Here is a 21,977-nt window from a genome sequence, read left to right as displayed (position 1 = left end):
AAAGGGTAATTGTTCTAAGGTTATATAAGCATATAAGCGAAAAGGAAGGATATGAGGACCGCTTTTTTGTCAGCGAGCAGCAAGACAAGACAAAAGAGCGGTTTTTTATTAGGATGGATGTCAACCAACGGTTTCGATGAGTTCAGAAATGTGACATTCATTCGCTGTACGAGGAAGCCCCGCTCTTTTACTATTAAAGCAAGAGGTGAAGTGCGATGCCGCCCATACAGTTTTCGACGATCTTCGCCAATCGGCGCAAGGAATTGAAGTTGACACAGGAAGATGTGGCACAGTTTGTCGGTGTCTCGCGAGCCGCCGTATCCAAATGGGAGCAGGGGCTGAGCTATCCGGATATCACCTTGCTGCCCAAACTGGCGATGCTGCTTGATCTTACCATCGATTCGCTCCTCGGTTATCAGCCCCAGCTGACGGTGATGCGGATTGCCGAGCTGTACAGCGAGCTGGCGCAGCGGTTTGCGAAGGAGGAATTCGCTCAGGTGGACGAAGCGATTCAGCAGCTCATCAAGGAGTATTACAGCTGCTATCCCTTCCTCTCGAAGATGGCTCAGCTGTATCTGAATTACCTGCTCCAGTCCCCCGATCCGCCGGCAACGGCAGACACCATCCTCCAGCTCTGCAGCCGTGTCAGGCAGCACAGCGGTGATATGTATCTGATCAATGAGGTGACAGCGATCGAAGCGGCAACGCATCTCTTGCTGAAGCAGCCGCAGCAGGTAGTCGAGCAGTTGGGATCGCAGCCGCGGATCGAATTCAATCATGAACTGCTGATCGCCTCGGCACTAGCCATGATGGGAGATGCAGCGCAGGCGAAGCGAGTCTTGCAAGTAAGTGCCTATCAGCACCTGTTGTCGCTGTTCGGCGCACTGACGGAGCTCATGGCGCTGGAGAAGGATCGGTTGTCTTATGTTGACGTCACGGTCGATCGCTTGGAGAAGCTGGCCGGCATCTTCGGTGTACGGGAACTGTCTATTCATACTGTGCTGGTGTTTTACCTGAAAGCGGCGAACGTGTACGCGATGCAGCAGAACGAGGAGCAGGCGGCTAGAATGGTGGAACGCTACTTGCAAACATGCAAAACGCTGAAATTCCCCCTGCAATTCAGCGGCGATGACTATTTCTACCTGCTGCAGGAATGGATCGATGAGGAGCAGACAGTGATGCAGCAGGCGCCAAGGGATATGGACACGATCAAACGCGATCTCCTCGCCGCTGTAGATGCCAATCCCCTGCTTGCTCCTCTGCTCCAACGGAAGGAGTTGGCGATCCTCTATGAGAACGTCAAACACGTATTGAAGGAGGTTTGATCGATGGACAACATCAACTGGTCGTTAGTCGCCCCGCTGATCGTCATTCAGTTCGTCTTGATGCTCATCGCGTTAATCGATCTTAGACGTACGGCTGCGACGAAGGGTCCGCGGTGGATGTGGGCGCTCATCATCATCTTCGTCAATATCCTCGGACCGATTGCTTATTTTGTAGGCGGGAGAAGAGAGTGATGTTAACGGTACAAAATCTGAGCAAAAGCTTCCAAGGCCGCGAAGTCGTCAAAGGCGTATCCTTCCGCCTGAAACCATATACTGCGACTGCCCTCATCGGTCCGAACGGCGCGGGCAAGACGACGATCCTCTCGATGATCGCGGGTCTTCTTAAACCGGATCGCGGTGAGATCGCTTTGCAAGGCGCTCGGGATCTGCGGAGGGAGATCGGCTTCCTGCCGCAATATCCGAAATTCTTCGAGGCGTTGACGGCGAAGGAAGTGTTGGAACTCTGCGGGCATATCAGCGGTATGCAGGCGAGCGAGATTCGCAAAAGGACGCAGGAAGTGCTGGATATCGTCGGCCTCAAGGATATGATGAATGCCAAAGCGGATAATTTCTCCGGCGGCATGAAACAGCGGCTGGGGATTGCACAGGCCATCCTTCATCAACCGCGGCTGCTTCTGCTGGATGAACCCGTATCCGCCCTCGATCCCGCCGGCCGCCGCGAGATGCTGGACCTCTTAAAACAGCTCCAGCAGGAGACAACGATCCTATATTCTACTCATATCTTGAACGATGCCGAAGAGATAACCGATGAGGTGCTCTTCCTTCAGGATGGCGTGCTCGTCGAGCAGGGATCCTTGGAGGAGATGAAGCGGCGGTATGCAGATGATATTGTGCTTATTCATGTGGAGGCGCCGGAACAGGCGGAAGCCTTTGCAGCCTCTGCTCCGTTTGCTGTACAGGTTGAGGGGGCGAAGATCATCATCAAGCGGGAGGACGGCGGGCCGGCCATGCGCGACATTTTGCAATACGCATCATCGCTGCCCTTCGAGGTTTCGAAGATTGAGAAGCAGGCGGCGAGTTTGGAACACATCTTCATGAAGGTGGCCAAGCGATCATGAACAAGGTCATGAACCAATATCTGATCCTGCTGCGCAAAGAACTTCTGGAAGCGGCGCGCAGCTATAAACTGCTGTGGATGCCGCTGGTCTTCTTGGCACTCGGGATCTCGGATCCCCTCGTCAATTACTACATGGATGAGATCCTGGCCTCCGTCGGCAATCTGCCTGAGGGCTTCGAACTTGTCATGCCCGAACTTGCTCCCGCCGATCTGCTGAGGGCATCGACGGGGCAGTTTCAACTGATCGGGCTTGCGGTGCTCACGGCGGTGACAGCCGGCGCCGTCAGCCGTGAGCGGCAGAACGGCACCGCGGTCATGATCTATACGCGGCCGCTGCAATTCGCAGCATACTTTCTCAGCAAATATACTGCCGTGCTGCTGATCGGCGCTCTATGCGCCCTGCTGGGTTACGGCGGCAGCATCTATTACACGTCGATCTTATACGGGGAGATCCCTCTGCTGGATGCGCTGTATATGCTGGGCGGCTATCTCCTCTGGCTAAGCTTCGTACTGGCCTTTGCACTCTGTATGAGCGCGGCCTTCAGCACGGGGGCGGCGACGGCGATCTCGTTGATCGTCATCGTCGCCGGTGGGCTGATCGACGCCGCCATCGGAAGCTTCTGGATCTATTCTCCCTACAAGCTTGGGGAGTACAGTGTGGATTTCGTGGCATTGGGCGCGGCGCATGAGCATTTTGCGGTGACGGCTTGTATCACTTTGCTCCTTGCCTTGCTGTGCATCTTGCTCGGGATCACCGCGAGCAGGACCAATCGTAAGAAAGTGAAGGTATAGTAAAAATAAAAGACCATCCCCATGGTCCGTCAGCTAGACGAATCATGGGGATGGTTTCGTTTCTCAAGGGCGACAAGATAGGGAGCCTGCGGCTTATTCGCGAAGCGGTAGAGAAGCACCTGCACTTCCGCCGGCGAAAGCCCCGCTGCCCAGGTTTCCACATGCTTCGTTTCCACATCGCCGCCTGGATGTCCAGGGTATAGCACCGCGGTGATGATGCCGCGCGGCCGAAGCAGGGACAGCGCTTGGCGCAGAGCGGCGAGCGTGGATGCCGTCTCGGTGATCACGGAGGGATCCCCTCCGGGCAGGAAGCCGAGATTGAACATCACCGCAGCGATTTTCCCGTGTTCAGAAGCGGGGATATGCGCTGCCATATTCGCATGGCTGTCCAAGATGAGCGAGACATGATCGCGGGCGGCTTGGCGGCGCTCGAAGGCGGCAATCGTGCCGGCGACCGCCGCTTCCTGGATATCGAAGCCGTACACCGCCCCCCGCGTGCCGACTAATTCAGCGAGGAAGACCGTATCATGACCGTTGCCGATCGTCGCGTCGATGACCCGATCCCCCGGCTGGACACGCTCCCGCACGAGCTGGTGAGCATAGCCTAGTACTGATGTGAATCCCATCCTGTATCCTCCATCCCAAGCTGCTGATGCTGTGTGAGATTGGGCTGTGGGCTGAGCGTCTGCGGGATCGGACGGCTCTCCGCGAATCCCCTCACTGATCCCCCCTCCAGAACTTGCCCTGCCACGAGTTGCGCCGCTCGAGTTCGCGGTCGATGGCATTCAGCACTTCCCACTTACGGAGACTCCACATCGGACCGATGAGCAGGTCCCGCGGCGCGTCGCCGGTCAAGCGATGGACGATCATATCCGGCGGCAGGATCTCCAGGGAATCGACCACTAACTTGATGTATTCATCCATCTCGAGGAAGCGCACCAGCCCTGCCTCGTATTGTTTGACCATCGGGGTCTTGCGCATAAGATGAAGCAGATGGATCTTGATCCCCTGCACATCCATATTGGCAACGGCGCGGCAGGTCTCCATCATCATCTCGTGGGTCTCTAGAGGCAGGCCGTAGATGATATGCGAACAGATGCGGATGTTGTGTTTGCGCAGCTTCTCGACGGCTTCATAATAACAGTCCGTATCATGGGCGCGGTTGATAAGCTGTGAAGTACGCTCATGGATCGTCTGCAGGCCCAGCTCCACCCAGAGATAGGTGCGCTCATTCAGCTCGGCCAGATATTCTACCACATCATCGGGCAGGCAATCCGGCCGCGTCGCGATCGACAACCCGACTACGCCGGGCTGCTGCAAGATCACTTCGTAATATTCACGCAGCACCTCTACGGGTGCATAGGTGTTCGTATACGCTTGGAAGTATCCGATATACTTGGCTTTCGGCCATTTCTTATGCTGGCGGTCGCGGATCGTATTGAACTGGGTGACGAGGTCGTCCTTCCGCCGCCCTGCGAAGTCTCCCGAACCCCTGGCGCTGCAGAAGGTGCAGCCGCCGATGGCGATCGTACCGTCCCGGTTCGGACAGGTGAAACCGGCGTCAAGCATCACCTTGAACACCTTCTCGCCGAACTGCTCCCTCATCTCATAGTTCCATGTATGGAATCGTTTATCTCCCCATGTTCGGGGCTTGTCTTGGATCATCTGCATGGTTCGTGAAACTCCTCACCTATAGATTAATCATCATTCTTTATTGTAACCTTTATTGTAGCAGAAGTGACAGGCGAAGGTGAATCATCGACAAATACATCCTTAAATCACCAATTCACTGATGATTCAGCGATGCGTCATCGGCAAGAGTAAAAGCGGACTTGGCATCTACGAAGAGAATCAACTATAATACGTGAATGACACTGTTGACAACGGAGGCAGACAGCATATGCGACTTAGACGTAAAAAAGGGACCAAAGAATGGCTGCAAGAGCATGATCAACTGATCATCTTGGAAGGCCGCAAGCTGCGGGGGAAATGGCAGGAACGGGCGAAGGGCAAGCCGATCCATGCCGAGTTCGGCATGGGCAAGGGCGGCTTCATCAGCGAGATGAGCGCCCGGCATCCGGAGATCCACTATATCGGCATCGACCGCTACGATGAACTGCTGCGCCGCAGCGGCGAAAAAGCCTATGAAGTTCATGAGCAATACGGGCGGGGAGAACCGGACAACCTGTCCCTTGTCCTGTTCAACATCGAACATATCGAGGAGCTGTTTGCGCCGGGTGAGGTAGAGCGCATCTACTTAAACTTCAGCGATCCCTGGCCGAAGAAGCGGCATGCGAAGCGGCGGCTGACCCATCCGCGCTTCCTGCGCAAATTCATCGAGATCCTGAACGAACGGGGCGAGATCTATCTGCGCACCGACTCGGTGTCCCTGTTTGAATTCTCGCTGAACAGCTTCGCAGACCTCGGCCTGCGCACCGTTGAGATCACCTTCGATCTGCATCGCGACGGTACCCCGCAAGGTCATGTCATGACCGAATACGAAGCCAAATTCGTCGGCCAAGGGATGCCGATCTACCACTGCCGCGTGCTCGTCGGCAGCGAGGCGGTCGCAACCTACGAGGAGCAGGTCCGGGCCGCTTGGGAAGAGGATCAGGCGGCAAGATGAGCAAGATTAAGATAATCAATCAATAGGTCTTTATAAAACAAAAACGCCGATGCAACGCCGGCTTGATCAGCGGCTATGCATTGGCGCGGGTTCGATCCGCTTCTATCGCATCGTCCAGAAACTGCAGGATTCTCTCGACGCATCGCTGCGGTCGGTAAGCATTCACGCTGCTTTCGAAGATCCGGCGTCTATGCTCGTATTCCTCCTTGTCGGAGACGAGCATGTTCAGCCACTTGGCGATGGTCTCCTGACCATCGATCATCTCCGCAATGCCGTTCTTGATGAAATATTGCAGATTCTCCTCTTCCTGACCGGGGATGGCATCATAGAACAGCATCGGCAGTTTCTTCGCCATCGCCTCGGTGCTCGTCATCCCGCCGGGTTTGGTTACGAGCAGGTCGGCGACATCCATGAGCTTGTGGACCTGATTCGTATACCCCAGCACATGGATGTTCGGATGACGGAAAACGGGGTTCTCAAGAAGTTCTTCCCGAGCCTTCTCATTGTCGCCGAGACAGAGGATGAATTGGACTTGCTCCCGCCACTTCACCATATACTCCAACATCTCGACGCTGCTCATGATCCCCCAGCCGCCGCCCATCACGAGCACCGTGGGCAGATCCCGGAGATTCAGTTCTACGAGCAGCTCTTTCCGATTATGCTTGTACCAGAAGTCCGGATGAACCGGGATGCCGGTCACTTCGATCTTCTGCTTGGCCACACCCTTGGCGATCAGCTTATCCCGTACATCGGCAGTTGAAACCAGATACAGGTTCGTACCGGAACTCATCCAAGTCCCATGGGCATCGTAGTCGGTGATCACCGTGCAGAGCGGGATCTTGAGACCGATCCGCTTCAGGCGGGAGATGACGGTGCTCGGGAACGGATGGGTCGAGATCACGACATCCGGCCGCAGCTGCTCGATCACGTTTGCCGTCTGCGCGTAGAAGATCCGGTGCAGAGCGAGCTGCGCAACGCGATTTAAGGATTTGTTATATTGTGATCGATACAGCAAACTGTACAGCTTAGGTCGATTGATAACCGTCTTGCGATAGGCTTTAAAGATCATCGGTGCGATCGTCGGGTGCAGGAATGCACCGAGCTCCAACACCTTCGTGATGATGTCTGGGGATAAGGTGCTGATTCCTTTCGAGATGGCATGTGCCGCACGGGTATGGCCGGTGCCGAACCCTTCCGACAGAAGCAGAACTCTTCTTTTCCTCAATGGGTCCACGCATCCTTTGCTTATAATACTCCTTCTCTTAATACTCCTTCTCTATATCGTACATGACGAAACCGCTCTTGCGCTATGGCTGCGTTACATGAATGCAGCGCATAGATATCCTGCACTTGTGCCGATGATCATCCCGGCTGCGCAGTCAGATGGATAATGAAGACCCAGATAGATCCGCGAGAACGCAACGATGAAAGCCATCGGAATCAAGATGAAGCCGGCCGGCGGATAGGCCAGCACGAACGGCGTCATACTGGCAAAGGCCGCCGTCGTATGCCCTGAAGGGAAGGAATGATCTTTGAGCAGTTGTTTCCCTATATTCGTATGGGGCAGGACCAGGTACGGCCGCAGTCTCGGGTAGATGCGCTTGATCAAGGCTACGGGCACATGGCTGAGCGCAAGCGCTGCAAAGGCCTGCCAGCCTGTCTTGCTGAGATTGCCCTCTGTAAACAGCGCGATGCTGAGCGTGGCGGCGATGGTGAAGACAGCCCCGCCCAGATGCGTCAGGATGTTCAGAATATATTGTAATATCGAGTGTTGCAATTTATGATTAATATAGAAAAAAAGCCGAAGTTCTTTCTGATGCAACCATAATACAACACGGCTCATAGCATATCCCCCCATGATGAATTTTACACTGAACGCGGAGAAATTGCATCCTGTTTTTCATATGCACTAACAATACAATAACAGAGAACCGTCAAAACAGGATCAACGCCGTGTTAACATGATTTATGAACGATCCGGCGGACAGTGCAATCTTGTGTTGACAAGAAGTGTCTCAGCATGGTATGATCATCGAGTGGAATAGCCGTGTACGAAGCAGAAGCGCCCGCTTCTCACCTGACCGACGCTTGAGTCGGCTGGTCCATTGGCACAAGGATTCCGCGTTAGACCGTTGCTGTCTTCTCAGGTCTAGTGTGGATGAGGGATGACCAATTGAGGGTGTGGGCTGAAGCTCGCACCCTTTTATGGTATATGCGGATGGACTTATCACGGTGAATTCGCCCGGATCATCCGGGAACAGTTTTCCTTTGGAGGTGGCAAACTATCAGTAGAGATCATTTGATTAATCACGATATTCGCGCCCGTGAGGTGCGATTAATCGGAGCTGACGGTGAACAGATTGGGATCAAGCCTTTGCGTGAAGCGCTTCAGATGGCCATGGACCAAAACTTGGATCTCGTCGCTGTGGCTCCTCAGGCCAAGCCGCCTGTGTGCCGCATTATGGACTATGGCAAATTCCGCTATGAGTCACAGAAGAGAGAGAAGGAAGCGCGCAAGAATCAGCGTGTCGTGAAGGTTAAGGAAGTCAACTTCAGCGCCAACATCGAGGAACATGACTTCCAGACGAAGATGCGCAATGTTCTGAAGTTCCTGCGAGAGGGCGACAAGGTAAAATGCTCGGTTCGTTTTCGCGGCCGGGAGATTACGCATGCGGATCTTGGCAAGAAGGTGCTCGAGCGCGCAGCGCAAATGGCCAGCGAACTCGGTGTCGTTGAACGCCATCCCAAACTGGAAGGCCGCAGCATGATTATGATCTTAGCGCCGAAGGAAACGAAGTAACCGTAATATAACTATGACTGGAGGAGAATCAATCATGCCTAAGATGAAAACACACCGCGGTGCGGCTAAGCGGTTCAGCAAGACCGGCACAGGTAAGGTCAGAAGAAACCGTGCATATAGAAGACACTTGTTGGAAGCGAAGACTCCAAGCCGGAAGAGAAAGCTTCGCGGCAGCGTCATCATGTCGAAGGGCGATGCGAAGCGCATTGCACAACTGATCACTTACGTGAAATAATTCGATAATCGACCAGAGGAGGTAGCACTACAATGGTAAGAGTTAAAGGCGGATACGTGACTCGCCGTAGACGCAAGAGAGTATTGAAACTGGCGAAAGGATACTACGGTGCAAAACATAGATTATTCAAAAAGGCGAACGAACAGCTGTTAAAATCCTTCTCCTACGCATATCGTGACCGCCGTCAGAGAAAGCGCAATTTCCGCAATCTGTGGATCGTGCGCATCAATGCGGCAGCTCGCAACAACGGTCTCACATACAGCAAGATGATGCATGGTCTGAAACTTGCCGGCATCGAGATCAACCGCAAGATGCTGGCTGACCTGGCTGTCAATGATGCTCAGGCATTCTCCCAGCTGGCGGGCATTGCTAAGGAGAAAGTGAACGCCTAATCCAAGCCGATGCAGGGCAATTTTCAAAAAGGTATTGACTATTATTTATTCCGTGGCATATAATATGCGTTAAACATCATCATAACGATCATCAATCGGCTGTGAAGAGGATAAAGTTATAAGGGCAATTAAGAACAGAGAGCAGAGGATCAGCTGAGACCGATGCCTTAATCCCTTATGACGATGTCACCTCGGAGCTGTTTTCCTGAACGGTCTGCATAGACTCATTAGGGGAAACCGGGTGGCGCGCGTTATATGCGCTAGGGTGCAGGAGTTGCACCTGCTGAGGCTGCGTGTTGCGAAACATGCGGTGAATCAGGGTGGTACCACGGAAGATGAACCCCTTTCGTCCCTAATCATTTGGGATGGAAGGGGTTTTTTTGCCATATTTGCACATGCATGACCCATACTGTGAAACGCCGGCTATGCAGTATGGCTGCATTCCATTATATGATGAAGGAGGAAGGATAAGATGAGCATACAGAATGTTATTGCTTCAAGTGAGTCGAAGGATGAACTGCGTCAGCGGCTGCTTAAACCCGATGAGATCACCGGATCCGAGATTCTGCTCCGCACCTTATTACTGGAAGGTGTCGAGTGCGTGTTCGGATACCCGGGAGGTGCGGTGCTCTATATCTATGATGCGATGTACGGCAATCCGGACTTCAAGCATCTGCTGACGCGCCACGAACAAGGAGCCATCCATGCGGCGGACGGCTATGCCCGTTCCACAGGCAAGGTGGGCGTTTGCATCGCAACATCCGGTCCGGGGGCGACGAACCTGGTCACGGGGATTGCTACAGCATACATGGATTCCGTGCCGCTCGTCTGCATCACCGGCAACGTAGCTACTTCTCTGATCGGTTCCGATGCTTTCCAAGAAGCCGATATCATCGGCATCACCATGCCGATCACGAAGCACAGCTACCTGGTCCGCGATGTCAAGGACTTGGCACGCACGATTCGCGAAGCCTTCCATATCGCGAGCACTGGACGCAAGGGTCCCGTGTTAATCGATATCCCGAAGGATGTATCGAACCAAGTGACGAGATTCGAATATCCAGAGACGATCAGCCTTCCTACCTACAAGCCGACGCTGTATCCGAACAAATTGCAAGTCGACAAATTGCTCGCAGCCATCGAGGAAGCGAAGCAGCCGGTAATCCTGGCCGGGGGAGGCGTCGTCTATGCCGACGCTTCAGCCGAACTGATCGAGTTCGCGGAGAAGACGCGCATCCCGGTGACGACGACCTTGCTCGGTTTGGGCGGATTCCCCAGCGGGCATGAACTTTGGATGGGCATGCCGGGCATGCACGGCACGAAGACGGCGAACTATGCTTTGCAGAACGCAGATCTGCTCATCAGCATCGGTGCGCGCTTCGATGACCGGGTGACGATGAAGCTCGAAGGCTTCGCACCCCGTGCGAAGATCGCTCATATCGATATCGATCCGGCGGAGATCGGCAAGAATGTGCCCGTCGATATCCCCGTCGTCAGCGATGTGAAGGAAGCATTGAAGGAAGCGAACACGAAGGCCAGACCGGCTCAGTCCGAGGAATGGATCAAGCAGATCCAGGAGATGAAAGAGCAATACCCGCTCAGGTACAAAGATTCTGACGATGAGTTGAAGCCGCAGTGGGTCATCGAGATGATCAGTGAGACGACGAACGGGGAAGCCTTCATCACGACGGACGTCGGCCAGCATCAGATGTGGGTGGCGCAGTACTATAAGTTCAAGAACCCGCGTTCCCTGATCACCTCAGGCGGCCTTGGGACGATGGGCTTCGGATTCCCGTCGGCGATCGGCGTGCAGATGGCGCATCCGGACAAACTCGTCATCTCCATCAACGGCGACGGCGGAATGCAGATGTGTGCTCAGGAACTGGCAGTCTGCGCGATCAATAACATCCCGGTGAAGATCGTCGTCATCAACAACCAGGTGCTGGGTATGGTGCGCCAGTGGCAGGAGCTGATCTATGACAGCCGCTACAGCCATATCGACCTATCCGGCAGCCCGGACTTCGTGAAGCTGGCGGAAGCATACGGGGTGAAGGGACTGCGCGCCACGACCAAGGAGGAGGCGCGGGCAGCATGGCAGGAAGCCTTGAATCATCCCGGCCCGGTGCTGATCGACTTTGTCGTCTCGAAGATGGAGAACGTCTATCCGATGGTTCAGCAAGGCTGCACCTTAGATGAGATGATAATGGGGGATAGCGAATGAGAAGGCATGTGATATCCGTCCTAGTGAATGACCAGCCGGGTGTCCTGCAGCGGGTGGCCGGATTGTTCGGCCGGCGCGGTTTCAATATCGAGAGCATCACCGTAGGCTCATCGGAAGAACCGGGTTTATCCCGCATGATCATCGTCACGCGGGGCGATGAGAAGACGATGGAGCAGGTCTCCAAGCAGCTGTATAAGCTCATCGATGTAGCCAAGGTCGTTGATCTCAGCGCCAGCCCGATGGTTGCTCGCGAGCTTGCTTTGATCAAAGTAGGCGCGGAGCCGGCTGAACGTCCAGAGATCTTGGGTGTGGTGGATACGTTCCGGGCATCCGTCGTCGATGTGGGGCCGAACACTTTGATCGTGCAAGTTGTCGGCGACTCTGATAAGATAGATGCAATGGTAGAATTATTAAAACCTTATGGCATCAAGGAGCTGACGCGCACAGGTGTCACGGCGATGACGCGCGGCATGATCCGCAAGCAGCAGCCCTGACGGCGTTCGTTCCTAATCCGTCCTAAGGTTCCCACCAACATGGTTCATAGTGAACAGGCACTGGAGAGAAACCTCTTTATGCGGTGTTTCTCTACCCTATAACTCACTTACATTAAAGTCCTAAATGACTAAAGGAGGCAATTATTCATGGCAGCAAAAATCTTCTATGAACAAGATGCAGATCTCAGCGTACTTCAAGGCAAAACCATCGCCGTCATCGGTTACGGCAGCCAAGGCCATGCGCAAGCACAGAACCTGCGCGACAGCGGCCTGAAAGTCATCATCGGCTTGCGTCAGGGCCGTTCTTGGGAGAAGGCGAAAAACGACGGTTTCGAGGTCTACACGGTAGCAGAGGCCGCGAAACAAGCCGATGTTATCCAGATCCTTATGCCGGACGAGACACAGGCGAAGGTATACAATGAAGAGATCAAGCCGAATATGAAACAAGGCGCTGCGCTCATGTTCTCCCACGGCTTCAACATCCATTATGGACAGATCGTTCCGCCGGCGGATACCGATGTGCTGCTGGTGGCTCCGAAGTCGCCGGGGCATCTCGTGCGCCGCACCTATGTAGAAGGCTTCGGCGTTCCCGGGTTGATCGCTGTTCATCAGGATGCTACCGGCAATGCGCAAGCGATCGGTCTCGCTTATGCGAAAGGGATCGGCTGCACACGTGCGGGAGTCATCGAGACCACCTTCAAGGAAGAGACGGAAACCGACTTGTTCGGCGAGCAAGCGGTGCTCTGCGGCGGCGTAAGCGCGCTGATCAAGGCCGGATTCGAAACGCTGGTGGAAGCCGGTTATGCGCCGGAGATGGCATACTTCGAGTGCCTGCACGAGATGAAACTGATCGTCGACCTGATCTACGAAGGCGGTCTGGCCGCGATGCGCGACTCCATCTCCAACACGGCTGAGTACGGCGATTACGTCACCGGCCCGCGCATCATCACCGATGAGACCAAGCAGGAGATGAAGCGCGTCCTCGAGGATATCCAGTCCGGCCGTTTCGCCCGCGACTTCATCCTGGAGAACCAGTCCAACCAAGCTTTCATGACGGCTACGCGCCGCAGAGAAGCGGAGCATGAGATCGAGCGCGTCGGCAGACAACTGCGCGAGATGATGCAGTGGATTCAAAAATAAAAAGGGCTTGATTTTCCATCAGGCCTTCGAGTAGAATATATGAATAAAATCAGCATCACTTCCAATTACGATGAAGAGGAGCAGTAGGGGATTCCCAGCGCACAGAGAGCTGCTGGTAGGTGCGAAGCAGCGGCGGCGAATCATCCGAACTCGCCTCAGAGTAGCTCGCTGAACAGGCTTCTCGCATGCCTCTGTAGGTGGAGCCGGGACCTGACCGTTAATTCAGGAGATGCGGGATGGAACTCATCCTGCTCACTAAGCGCATACCCATCTAAGGGTATGAAATGGAGTGGTACCGCGGAAGATGCTTACAGTCTTTCGTCTCCGATCAGGAGGCGGAAGACTTTTTTATATCCATTAAGTTTGCTTCTCACAGCGCTCGAGATCAGCAAGCTTCACATGAAAGGTAGGTAGGGACGATGAAGAACGTGGACAAATACACAAGAGGTTATTTTCTCCCCCCAGAACCAAGCCTGAATTGGGCTAAGAAGGATTACATCTCCGAAGCGCCGATCTGGTGCAGCGTCGACCTCCGCGACGGCAACCAGGCGCTTGTCGTGCCGATGAATCTGGAAGAGAAACTAGAATACTTCAAGATGCTCGTCGAGATCGGTTTCAAGGAGATCGAGGTTGGTTTCCCCGCAGCCTCGGAGACCGAATACCGATTCCTGCGCACGTTGATCGAACAGGATCTGATCCCGGATGATGTGACGATCCAAGTGTTGACCCAATCCCGCGAACATATCATCCGTAAGACCTTCGAAGCGTTGCGGGGAGCGAAGCGGGCGATCGTCCATCTGTATAACTCGACGTCCGTAGCACAGCGGGAACAGGTTTTCCGCAAGTCGAAGCAGGAGATCATCGAGATCGCTGTTACCGGGGCGAAGCTGCTGAAGAAGTTCGCTGCAGAGACGGAAGGTAACTTCCAATTCCAATATTCGCCTGAGAGCTTCACGGGAACGGAGATCGAATATGCATTGGAGATCTGCAATGAAGTGCTGGATGTCTGGCAGCCTTCTGCGGACAATCCCGTGATCATCAATCTCCCTGCTACCGTACAGATGTCGATGCCTCACGTCTATGCGAGTCAGATCGAATATATGAGCAACCATCTGAACTATCGCGAACACGTCATCCTCTCCGTCCATCCGCACAATGACCGGGGAACCGGTGTGGCCGATGCTGAGCTTGGCATTCTGGCAGGAGGACAGCGGGTAGAAGGAACCTTGTTCGGCAACGGCGAGCGCACGGGCAATGTAGATATCGTCACGCTGGCTCTGAATCTGTATTCACACGGCGTTGATCCGAAACTGAACTTCGAGAATCTGCCGGAGATCATCAAGGTCTATGAGCGGCTGACGAAGATGCGGGTCGGGGAACGGCATCCCTATGCCGGGGAACTGGTGTTTACAGCCTTCTCGGGCTCCCATCAGGATGCCATCGCGAAGGGCATGGCTTGGCGCGAGGAGAAGAAACCGAAGTACTGGAACGTGCCGTACTTGCCGATCGATCCGAAGGATATCGGCAGGGAGTACGAAGGCGATATCATCCGCATCAACAGCCAGTCGGGCAAGGGCGGGATCGGCTATATCCTGCAGCAGCGCTTCGGCTTGGAGATGCCGGCAGAGATGCGCGAGCATGTCGGCTATCGGGTGAAGGATGTATCCGACAAGCTGGAGAAGGAACTGCAGCCGGAGGAGATCCTGGAGATCTTCCGCGAAACCTATGTCAATATCGAGAAGCCGTTTGCCTTTGAACGCTGCTTGTTCACGAAGAAGAACGGGGATTATGAGGCGGCGGTGACGCTGACTATTGGCGGCGAGACGAAGGAGATCATCGGCATAGGCAACGGCCGCTTGGATGCGGTGAATGATGCGCTTCAGAAGGAACTCGGTCTCTCTTACAACAATATGATCTACAAGCAGCATGCCCTTGAGATCGGTTCGAAGGCGCAGGCGATCTCCTACATCGGCATCACCGATGATCAGGGAACGGTGTTCTGGGGAGCCGGCGTGGATCCCGATATCATGACCTCTTCTGTCAGAGCCTTGTTCAGTGCTGTGAACCATATGAAACAGGCTCATAGCGAACGCCTATAATCCTCATTGGTTCTATATCTTGGATTTATGGCGAGACTTATGGTACGAATGATACGATAGGCAATCCCAGAAGTTGAATCCATGATAAGGAGTGGTTGAAGTGGCAGAAGTCAAGAAAATCGCCGTCATCGCCGGCGATGGGATCGGGCCGGAAGTCGTCAATGAAGCGATCAAGGTGCTCAAGCGGGTGGAGGAACTGTACGGCTATCGCTTTGAATTTGAACACGGTCTGTTCGGCGGCATCGCCATCGATGAGAAGGGCACGCCGCTGCCGGATGAGACGCTGCAGATGTGCCGCAGCGCGGATGCCGTGCTGCTGGGAGCCGTCGGCGGTCCGAAGTGGGATAACAATCCGAAGGAACTTCGTCCGGAGACCGGGCTCCTTGGCATCCGCAAGGAACTTGGTCTCTTCTCCAATCTGCGTCCGGCGGTTGTCTTCGATTGCTTGATCGAGGCTTCGACGCTGAAGCGGGAAGTGCTGGAAGGAACGGATCTTATCGTGGTGCGCGAACTGACGGGCGGCATCTACTTCGGCGACAAGTTCCGCCGCGAGGGACCGGGCGGTGAAGAAGCGGTAGATACCAGCGTATACAGTGTGATGGAAGTGGAGCGGATCGTGCGCCAGGCCTTCGAGATCGCGCGCAAGCGCCGCAAGAAATTGGCATCTGTCGACAAGGCCAACGTGCTGGAGACCTCCCGCCTCTGGAGAGAGACGGTGAACCGTATCGCTCCGGAATATCCTGACGTGGAACTCGAGCACATCCTCGTCGATAACTGTGCGATGCAGCTCCTGCGCCGTCCTGCGAGCTTCGACGTGATCGTCACGGAGAATATGTTCGGCGATATCCTCAGCGATGAAGCGGCGATGCTGACCGGTTCCATCGGCATGCTGGCATCGGCATCGCTGGGCGAGGGCAGCTTCGGCTTGTACGAACCCGTGCACGGTTCGGCACCGGATATCGCCGGCAAGGGCATCGCCAATCCCCTGGCGACGATCCTCTCAGCGGCGATGATGCTGCGTTACACCTTCAACTATGCCGATGCAGCGGACAGCATCGAGAAAGCGGTACAGGATGTTCTGAATGCCGGCCACCGCACGGCGGATATCGCCGTAGATTCGAGCAAAGCCATCAGCACGGAGCAGATGGGATCCCTGGTCGCAGAGCATATGCGCAAAGTGTAAAGCATGTGCATCATACTGGTCATCCTCTGCTAGCGGTGTGAGCCTTCGGCTTGACTTTCCCCCTGCATGAGTGCTAGTATTTGCCATGTTAAGGTCTGCATTCAGGACTGGATTCAGTCTAAAGACAGCTAAGATGGACAACAGACGACGGAGGAGTGAATGGATTGGAGATTCCTGCAGCGTTAAAGTACAGTGAAGACCATCAATGGGTGCGGGTGGAAGGCAGCCGCGTGGTGATCGGCATGACGGAATTTGCCGTCAGCGAGCTGGGCGAGATCGTGTTCGTGGAACTGCCGCGCGTCGGCGATCCCGTCACCGGCGGTCAGCCTTTCGGCAGCGTTGAATCAGTGAAGACCGTATCGGAGCTGTACGCTCCGGTATCCGGCAAAGTAGCTGCGATCAACGAAGCGCTTGCCGATACTCCGGGCAAGGTGAACGAAGCTCCTTACGGCGATGGCTGGCTGATCGCAATCGAATACACCGATGCATCGGAACTCGAGAAACTCTGGTCTGCGGACAAGTACAGAGAGACCTACGGGGGTACAGAGGCTTAAACCGCAGCTGGGATGGTTGGGTGCACGGACTGGATGCCGGCCGGGACAAGCGGCCGCGGGAAGTCGTTTGTTTGGTTGTTTGCTTGAGCCGCCTTGGGGCGGCTTTTTTTCTTAACAGTGTATGCAATATTCATAGAGAGCTATAGAATCAAGGCAATCGCCTGCCGCTTAAGGTCCAATAAACGGCTGCCAGCCGAATCATGCCCGGTTCATGGCTTGCCTGTCGGAGCAATGTTATGGATAATGGAAAAAAGTACAGACTACAAACAGCGGGCAGGCCGCCCGCGTGACTGCAAAGGAGGCGCCTAATGGGAGCACATACATCCCTTACATCACTCCTGATCGTCGTCGCGATCGCCTTCGCTATTCCGATCATCCTGCATCAACTGCGGCTCAAAGTGTTGCCCGTTGTCGTAGCGGAGATCCTCGTCGGACTGATCATCGGCAGAAGCGGATTTAATCTGATTCAAGAAGATGCTTGGTTGGAGCTGCTCTCCACCTTCGGCCTCATCTATCTCATGTTCTTAAGCGGGATGGAGATTGATTTCAATCAATTTGCGAGAAGGAGATCCCCGCGCAAGAAAGGTCCGAATCCGCTGGTCGCATCGCTGATCGTGTTCACCGGGATCCTGCTGATCTCATACGGATTGGCAGAGGGATTGGTCTGGCTGGGCTTCGTCAGCGAACCCTACCTGATGACGATTATCATCGCTACGATCTCCCTCGGCGTGGTTGTTCCTGTGCTTAAGGAGCAAGGTTTGATCGAGACGCCGTTTGGACAGACGATTCTGTTGATCACCGTGATCTCGGATTTTGTCACGATGATCTTGCTTGCGATCTACATAAGTTCACTCAGCGGTTCGATGGCCAGCATGCTGCTGCTCATCGCCTTCTTCCTGCTCGTGGTGATCGTCTATCTCTCGATTCGAAGATTCACGCGTTCGAAGTTTCTTGAAGCCTTGATGAAGGGAACTGCGCAGCTGGGCACCCGCGGGGTATTCGCTCTGCTCCTGTTCTTCGTCGTGATGTCAGAGAACATGGGTGTGGAGAATATCCTCGGCGCATTCCTGGCCGGGGTGGTCGTGACTTTGGTCGTGCCGGATAAAGGTTTCCAACATTCGCTGGAGAGCTTCGGCTATGGATTCTTGATCCCGATCTTCTTCGTGATGACCGGGGTGAAATTGAATATCTGGGAGCTGTTCAGCGATATTCGCATCCTGTTCTTCATCCCCGTGCTGCTCCTGGCGCTCTTCATCTCGAAGCTGATGCCGGCCGTCATGCTCCGCTTCTGGTTCGGATGGAAGGAGTCCATGAGTGCCGGGATCCTGCTGTCTTCTACCTTGAGTTTGGTAATCGCTGCAGCGACCGTAGCTCTTGATCTCGGCTTGATCACCTCGTCGATGCATGGCGCGCTGATCCTCGTGGCGATTATCAGCTGTTTCGTCGCTCCGGTCATGTTCAATCGCTTGAACCCGCCTAAGGAGGACAAACCGCTGAAGATCGCGATGATCGGTGCGAATCATATCACCCTTCCTGTATCTCAGGATCTGCAGAAGGATGGCTTGGAGGTCACGCTGTACAGCGCCAAGCCTTCGGGGATGGAATCTAAGGAGGAGCAGTACAGCCGTTTCCCGCTGACGGAAGTGCCTCGTTTGGATATCGTCTCTCTGGCCGACAAGGGGGCCTTTGATGCTGATGTCTTGATCTGCGGTTCTCTTGATGATCAGGTGAATATGCAGTTGGCCCGTCACGCCCATTCGATGGGAGTGGAACGGATCATCGTTCGTCTGGAAGATCCGGAGCGCGTGGAGAAGGCGGAAGAGGAAGGTTTCACGGTGTTCTCGACCTTGTATGCGGCGCGGACGCTGCTGCGCGGGATGATCCAGTACCCGGGCGCGGTGAAGCTGATCACCACCAACGACGATACCTTGAAGGAACTTGTCGTTCGCAATCCTGCTTATCATAAGATGATGCTGAGAGATATGCCGATCTTAGGACAGGCTTTAGTGCTTCGCATCTATCGCGGACAATCCTTCGTCGTTCCTCAGGGATCGACGGAGATCCTGCTGGGCGACCGGCTCTTGGTCAGCGGGGAAGCGGAGCATATCGAGCAGATGAGACAAGCCTTGGAGGAGAAATAAAACCAGCCCGCTGCGATGGATGCAATAACAGGTTGCGCCCGGTGACCCGCGGATCAGCGAACCCGATAACCTAAGGCGTTCGGAGCTGCGGTTTGCGGGTTTGCGAATGTCAGGCGGTGCCTGCACGTATTCCAATATTTAACGTTCCATAGAACAAGGAATGAAGCGTTCCTGCCGCGAATAAGGTAAGAGAAAATTATCAGCCTTCTAGAAGATCTGGAGATTTATGATATAATTCACCGTAAATGTATGTAACAGGGGATCCTAGATCGGACAACATGGATAACGAATAAGAGGCAAACTTGGAGGGGTGAGCCATGAGTTTCTGCTGTGGAGCCAGTATGATCGGTACTCGGGGTACTTTAAAATACATCCGGACGCGTATTCAGAATGTACCGTTGCTGTTCTGCCCGGTATGCCACCGGGTTGAGGTGCATTACCTGATCGAAAATGAATACGAAATCCTGGCTGAATACGCTCATGGCGACGGTGCCACCGAGATCGATTTTGAAGACTTTGTGGAGTTAGAGCATGCGGATCAGCTGTACGACAACTGCGTCAATGAAGAGGACGAAGATCCGCTGTCGATCGTGCGCAATCAGATCGATATGGCGCTGGATCTCCTGCCCATCGCCAAATCCATCGGTGATGAGGAATGGGAGGAGCAGTTGAAGAAGAGGCTCGTCGTGCTCAGTCAACGATATTCCAAATTGCGGAACAAGAACAAACTAGGCAGATTGTGACTAAGCCTATAGGACAGGCGCCTCTGATGAGGCGCTTTTTGCATAGAGTAAGCTGTGGAATGTCCGTTGTGAAGCGACACAGGCAGGCGTGAGGGGTCCATATGTTCATCCAGCCCCCATAAACCCCATTCTGTCGACGATATTATATAGCGAGGGGTGGAACAATTGCTGCTAGCAGTATTACATAGATTTCTCGGCAGGCAGCCTTCCATAAGGGATGCTGACGAGCAGGAAGAGATGCCTGTTGAAATCACGATCGCGAGGATCCAGCAAGGCGATGTTAAACTCCGCAACGAATTCATCACGAATTATCAGCCGTTGATCGCGAAGATGACCAGCCGTTTCTGCAGGCGGTACATCGATCCAACGCGGGATGATGAGTACAGCATCGCTTTGATGGCCTTTGATGAAGCGATCAATCAATATTCCAGTGATGCAGCGGGGAGTTTTTTCGGCTTTGCCGAAACGGTCATCCGCCGCCGGCTGATCGATCACCTGCGCAGGGAGAATCGCCATCAGCCGCATATCCCTTACAGTGCCTTCGATGTGGAGGACGAGGAGAACAACTTGATCAATCCGCTGGAGATCCACCAGTCCATCGAACGCTATGAACGCGAGAAACTTCGCCTGGACAGACAGCAGGAGATTGAGGAATATGCGGCCAAGCTGGCCCAGTTCGGCATATCTTTTCGCGAGTTGACGAAGCTGTCGCCGAAACACCGGGATGCGCGGGAGAAGATGATCATGATCGGCAAGAGCATCGCTGCGAATGAACAGTGGATGGAGACCCTTATGCAGAAGAAGATGCTCCCGATTAAGGAGTTGTCAGAACATCTGCCTGTGTCCCGCAAGACGTTGGAACGCAATCGCAAATATCTTATCGCCATCGCGCTGATCGCGGGCGGCGCTTATCCGCACCTGCAGGATTACCTGCGGCTGCCAGAGGATGTAGGAAGGGAGGAGCCTTTATGAATACAGGGATCGTCATGGAAGTATCGAGGCGCAGCGCCGTCGTCATGACCCGGGACGGCCGCTTCATCAAGCTGCGTTATAAGCCCGGCATGCAGGTCGGCGAAGAGATCGCTTTCGATGTACAGGCGGAAGTATCTCCTGTGCGCCGAATGCAATGGGCGCTTGCAGCTGCAGCGCTCCTCCTCTGCCTGGTTGCGCTGAGCACGCTGTTCGGGCAGCGGATGCTGCAGGGAACGGTGGCAGCAGCGGTGGCTTATCTGTCGATCGATATTAACCCCAGCGTGGAGATCGGCGTAGATGACAACGCCCGGGTAGTGGAGCTGGTTGGGCTGAACGAGGCAGGACGGGAACTGGTGGAAGGCATCGACGCGATCGGCCGTGATGTGGAGCTGGTCATGGAAGAGCTGATCGAGCGGGCTGACCCCTATCTCGAGCCGTATGTGGCGGCGGGGAAGGCAGAGATCGTCATCACCAGCACCGTCATCGGAGAACACAGCAATCTGAATCAAGAAGAACTGCAGGAGAAGGTGAGGGCTGTGATCGATCGCGCCATCCGTCAGAAGGCGGCGATCGGAACCGCTGCGGCTGCAGCATCCGCAGACACCTCTGAGGAAGAAGAGGGGGGACTCGTCCCATCGCAGACTTCCATTATGGAGGAGAAGCCGATCACCATCACGACGCTTACCGTGCCCAATGAAGTACGCGAGGATGCCAAGAAGAAGGGAATCTCTGCGGGCAAACTGGCCGTGGGATTGATCATCGCTGAGAAGACTGGGCAGGCGCTGCCCCTTGAAGAGATCGAGCAGAAATCGATCACGCAATTGGCCGAAGAGGCCGGGGGGTTGGAGCGCATCCTGGAGAAGGATCAGGAACAACTGCGTTCGAATATCGAGCAATTGTTCAAAAACAGTGCCAAAGGCAAGAAGGATATCGGCTTCGAGAAGCCCGCTTCCCATAAGGGCGGTAATGAAACCGGGAAGAATAAGGGCAGCAGCGATGATGATGACAAGCGCCGGGGTCCAACCCGCGGCCCGGGAGCGAAGGGCGGCAAGAAGGATGAAGACAACGATGATCGCCGCGGCCCTGCCCGCGGTCCGGGTGTGAACGGCGGCAAGAAGGACGAAGACAAAGACGACCGCCGCGGCCCTGCCCGCGGTCCGGGTGTGAACGGCGGCAAGAAGG

22 protein-coding genes and 1 other annotated feature are annotated in these 21,977 nt (G+C 54.7%); of the genes, 18 read left to right on the top strand and 4 right to left on the bottom strand.

The features are described from left to right. Positions 1–215: 215 nt before the first annotated feature. Genes PRECH8_RS11140 through PRECH8_RS11125 form a run of 4 tightly spaced genes read left to right on the top strand, consistent with a single transcriptional unit; the run spans position 216 to position 3,195 of the window. Positions 216–1,325, top strand: coding sequence for a helix-turn-helix domain-containing protein (locus PRECH8_RS11140; RefSeq protein ID WP_200967183.1), 1,110 nt, complete (start codon positions 216–218; stop codon positions 1,323–1,325). Positions 1,326–1,328: 3 nt separating this feature from the next. Next, positions 1,329–1,517, top strand: coding sequence for a PLD nuclease N-terminal domain-containing protein (locus tag PRECH8_RS11135; protein WP_200967182.1), 189 nt, complete (start codon positions 1,329–1,331; stop codon positions 1,515–1,517). Further along, the gene (locus tag PRECH8_RS11130) at positions 1,517–2,404 is read left to right on the top strand and encodes an ABC transporter ATP-binding protein (RefSeq protein WP_200967181.1); all 888 of its coding nucleotides are present in this window, start codon (positions 1,517–1,519) and stop codon (positions 2,402–2,404) included. Before PRECH8_RS11135 ends, PRECH8_RS11130 begins: the two co-directional genes overlap by 1 nt. Next, a complete protein-coding gene (locus PRECH8_RS11125; RefSeq protein ID WP_242457552.1) occupies positions 2,401–3,195 on the top strand; it encodes an ABC transporter permease in 795 nt (264 codons plus the stop codon). The genes PRECH8_RS11130 and PRECH8_RS11125 overlap by 4 nt, the downstream gene beginning before the upstream one ends. 29 nt (positions 3,196–3,224) lie before the next feature. On the opposite strand, the gene mnmM is transcribed toward PRECH8_RS11125, so the two are convergent. Next, positions 3,225–3,821 carry a tRNA 5-(aminomethyl)-2-thiouridylate-methyltransferase MnmM gene (mnmM, locus tag PRECH8_RS11120; protein WP_200967180.1) on the bottom strand — a complete coding sequence of 199 codons (597 nt, stop codon included), beginning with the start codon at positions 3,819–3,821 and terminating at the stop codon, positions 3,225–3,227. A gap of 91 nt (positions 3,822–3,912) precedes the next feature. After that, the gene (gene mnmL / locus PRECH8_RS11115) at positions 3,913–4,866 is read right to left on the bottom strand and encodes a tRNA modification radical SAM protein MnmL/YtqA (RefSeq protein ID WP_200967179.1); all 954 of its coding nucleotides are present in this window, start codon (positions 4,864–4,866) and stop codon (positions 3,913–3,915) included. A 229-nt stretch (positions 4,867–5,095) separates the two neighbouring features. Here mnmL and trmB point away from each other — a divergent pair, with 229 nt between their 5' ends. Further along, the gene (trmB, locus tag PRECH8_RS11110; protein WP_200967178.1) at positions 5,096–5,821 is read left to right on the top strand and encodes a tRNA (guanosine(46)-N7)-methyltransferase TrmB; all 726 of its coding nucleotides are present in this window, start codon (positions 5,096–5,098) and stop codon (positions 5,819–5,821) included. Between the two features lie 73 nt (positions 5,822–5,894). Here the strand turns inward: trmB and PRECH8_RS11105 are convergent, their stop codons facing one another. Together PRECH8_RS11105 and PRECH8_RS11100 are read right to left on the bottom strand one after the other, a co-directional pair. Beyond that, a complete protein-coding gene (locus PRECH8_RS11105) occupies positions 5,895–7,046 on the bottom strand; it encodes an MGDG synthase family glycosyltransferase (RefSeq protein WP_200967177.1) in 1,152 nt (383 codons plus the stop codon). Between the two features lie 93 nt (positions 7,047–7,139). After that, positions 7,140–7,664: a phosphatase PAP2 family protein gene (locus PRECH8_RS11100; protein WP_200967176.1), complete on the bottom strand. Its 525-nt coding sequence runs from the start codon at positions 7,662–7,664 to the stop codon at positions 7,140–7,142. Positions 7,665–8,120: 456 nt separating this feature from the next. Here PRECH8_RS11100 and infC point away from each other — a divergent pair, with 456 nt between their 5' ends. From infC to PRECH8_RS11035, 13 genes are all read left to right on the top strand, one after another. After that, a complete protein-coding gene (infC, locus tag PRECH8_RS11095; RefSeq protein ID WP_200967175.1) occupies positions 8,121–8,621 on the top strand; it encodes a translation initiation factor IF-3 in 501 nt (166 codons plus the stop codon). Positions 8,622–8,655: 34 nt separating this feature from the next. After that, a complete protein-coding gene (rpmI, locus tag PRECH8_RS11090; protein ID WP_200967174.1) occupies positions 8,656–8,856 on the top strand; it encodes a 50S ribosomal protein L35 in 201 nt (66 codons plus the stop codon). A 32-nt stretch (positions 8,857–8,888) separates the two neighbouring features. After that, complete coding sequence (gene rplT / locus PRECH8_RS11085) at positions 8,889–9,248, top strand: 50S ribosomal protein L20 (RefSeq protein ID WP_200967173.1); 360 nt, start codon at positions 8,889–8,891, stop codon at positions 9,246–9,248. A 472-nt stretch (positions 9,249–9,720) separates the two neighbouring features. Next, a complete protein-coding gene (gene ilvB / locus PRECH8_RS11080) occupies positions 9,721–11,469 on the top strand; it encodes a biosynthetic-type acetolactate synthase large subunit (protein WP_200967172.1) in 1,749 nt (582 codons plus the stop codon). Beyond that, on the top strand, positions 11,466–11,963 hold the full coding sequence (gene ilvN / locus PRECH8_RS11075) for an acetolactate synthase small subunit (RefSeq protein WP_200967171.1): 498 nt from the start codon (positions 11,466–11,468) through the stop codon (positions 11,961–11,963). The genes ilvB and ilvN overlap by 4 nt, the downstream gene beginning before the upstream one ends. 147 nt (positions 11,964–12,110) lie before the next feature. Next, positions 12,111–13,103 (top strand): ketol-acid reductoisomerase, encoded by a 993-nt coding sequence (gene ilvC / locus PRECH8_RS11070; protein ID WP_200967170.1) that lies wholly within the window; start codon positions 12,111–12,113, stop codon positions 13,101–13,103. Positions 13,104–13,164: 61 nt separating this feature from the next. Continuing rightward, positions 13,165–13,432: a binding site (T-box leader), on the top strand. 90 nt (positions 13,433–13,522) lie between these two features. Continuing rightward, positions 13,523–15,202: a 2-isopropylmalate synthase gene (gene leuA / locus PRECH8_RS11065; RefSeq protein WP_200967169.1), complete on the top strand. Its 1,680-nt coding sequence runs from the start codon at positions 13,523–13,525 to the stop codon at positions 15,200–15,202. 100 nt (positions 15,203–15,302) lie between these two features. Continuing rightward, on the top strand, positions 15,303–16,385 hold the full coding sequence (leuB, locus tag PRECH8_RS11060) for a 3-isopropylmalate dehydrogenase (protein WP_200967168.1): 1,083 nt from the start codon (positions 15,303–15,305) through the stop codon (positions 16,383–16,385). Between the two features lie 164 nt (positions 16,386–16,549). After that, entirely contained in the window at positions 16,550–16,939 is a 390-nt protein-coding gene (gene gcvH / locus PRECH8_RS11055; RefSeq protein WP_200967167.1) for a glycine cleavage system protein GcvH, read from the top strand. A gap of 308 nt (positions 16,940–17,247) precedes the next feature. Next, a complete protein-coding gene (locus PRECH8_RS11050) occupies positions 17,248–19,080 on the top strand; it encodes a monovalent cation:proton antiporter family protein (RefSeq protein ID WP_200967166.1) in 1,833 nt (610 codons plus the stop codon). Between the two features lie 317 nt (positions 19,081–19,397). Further along, positions 19,398–19,823, top strand: a complete 426-nt coding sequence (locus PRECH8_RS11045; protein ID WP_200967165.1) for a hypothetical protein — start codon at positions 19,398–19,400, stop codon at positions 19,821–19,823. Between the two features lie 165 nt (positions 19,824–19,988). Further along, complete coding sequence (gene sigI / locus PRECH8_RS11040; protein WP_200967164.1) at positions 19,989–20,795, top strand: RNA polymerase sigma factor SigI; 807 nt, start codon at positions 19,989–19,991, stop codon at positions 20,793–20,795. Further along, a partial coding sequence (locus tag PRECH8_RS11035) for an anti-sigma factor domain-containing protein (protein WP_200967163.1) occupies positions 20,792–21,977 on the top strand: 1,186 nt, incomplete at its 3' end. The genes sigI and PRECH8_RS11035, both read left to right, overlap by 4 nt.

It is taken from the genome of Insulibacter thermoxylanivorax (assembly GCF_015472005.1).
Classification (GTDB): Bacteria; Bacillota; Bacilli; order Paenibacillales; family DA-C8; genus Insulibacter; species Insulibacter thermoxylanivorax.
Note: the sequence above shows the minus strand (reverse complement) of the source record. Positions and strands in the feature narration are given on the sequence as shown.

Bases quoted from the DNA above. Each gene is read 5' to 3' on its own strand.
- PRECH8_RS11140 (WP_200967183.1), top strand. From the start codon at position 216: ATGCCGCCCATACAGTTTTCGACGATCTTCGCCAATCGGCGCAAGGAA.
- ilvC (WP_200967170.1), top strand. From the start codon at position 12,111: ATGGCAGCAAAAATCTTCTATGAACAAGATGCAGATCTCAGCGTACTT.
- PRECH8_RS11125 (WP_242457552.1), top strand. From the start codon at position 2,401: ATGAACAAGGTCATGAACCAATATCTGATCCTGCTGCGCAAAGAACTT.
- leuA (WP_200967169.1), top strand. From the start codon at position 13,523: ATGAAGAACGTGGACAAATACACAAGAGGTTATTTTCTCCCCCCAGAA.
- trmB (WP_200967178.1), top strand. From the start codon at position 5,096: ATGCGACTTAGACGTAAAAAAGGGACCAAAGAATGGCTGCAAGAGCAT.
- ilvN (WP_200967171.1), top strand. From the start codon at position 11,466: ATGAGAAGGCATGTGATATCCGTCCTAGTGAATGACCAGCCGGGTGTC.
- mnmM (WP_200967180.1), bottom strand. From the start codon at position 3,821: ATGGGATTCACATCAGTACTAGGCTATGCTCACCAGCTCGTGCGGGAG.
- PRECH8_RS11130 (WP_200967181.1), top strand. From the start codon at position 1,517: ATGTTAACGGTACAAAATCTGAGCAAAAGCTTCCAAGGCCGCGAAGTC.
- PRECH8_RS11135 (WP_200967182.1), top strand. From the start codon at position 1,329: ATGGACAACATCAACTGGTCGTTAGTCGCCCCGCTGATCGTCATTCAG.
- rplT (WP_200967173.1), top strand. From the start codon at position 8,889: ATGGTAAGAGTTAAAGGCGGATACGTGACTCGCCGTAGACGCAAGAGA.
- mnmL (WP_200967179.1), bottom strand. From the start codon at position 4,866: ATGCAGATGATCCAAGACAAGCCCCGAACATGGGGAGATAAACGATTC.
- PRECH8_RS11100 (WP_200967176.1), bottom strand. From the start codon at position 7,664: ATGAGCCGTGTTGTATTATGGTTGCATCAGAAAGAACTTCGGCTTTTT.
- PRECH8_RS11050 (WP_200967166.1), top strand. From the start codon at position 17,248: ATGGGAGCACATACATCCCTTACATCACTCCTGATCGTCGTCGCGATC.
- rpmI (WP_200967174.1), top strand. From the start codon at position 8,656: ATGCCTAAGATGAAAACACACCGCGGTGCGGCTAAGCGGTTCAGCAAG.
- PRECH8_RS11045 (WP_200967165.1), top strand. From the start codon at position 19,398: ATGAGTTTCTGCTGTGGAGCCAGTATGATCGGTACTCGGGGTACTTTA.
- ilvB (WP_200967172.1), top strand. From the start codon at position 9,721: ATGAGCATACAGAATGTTATTGCTTCAAGTGAGTCGAAGGATGAACTG.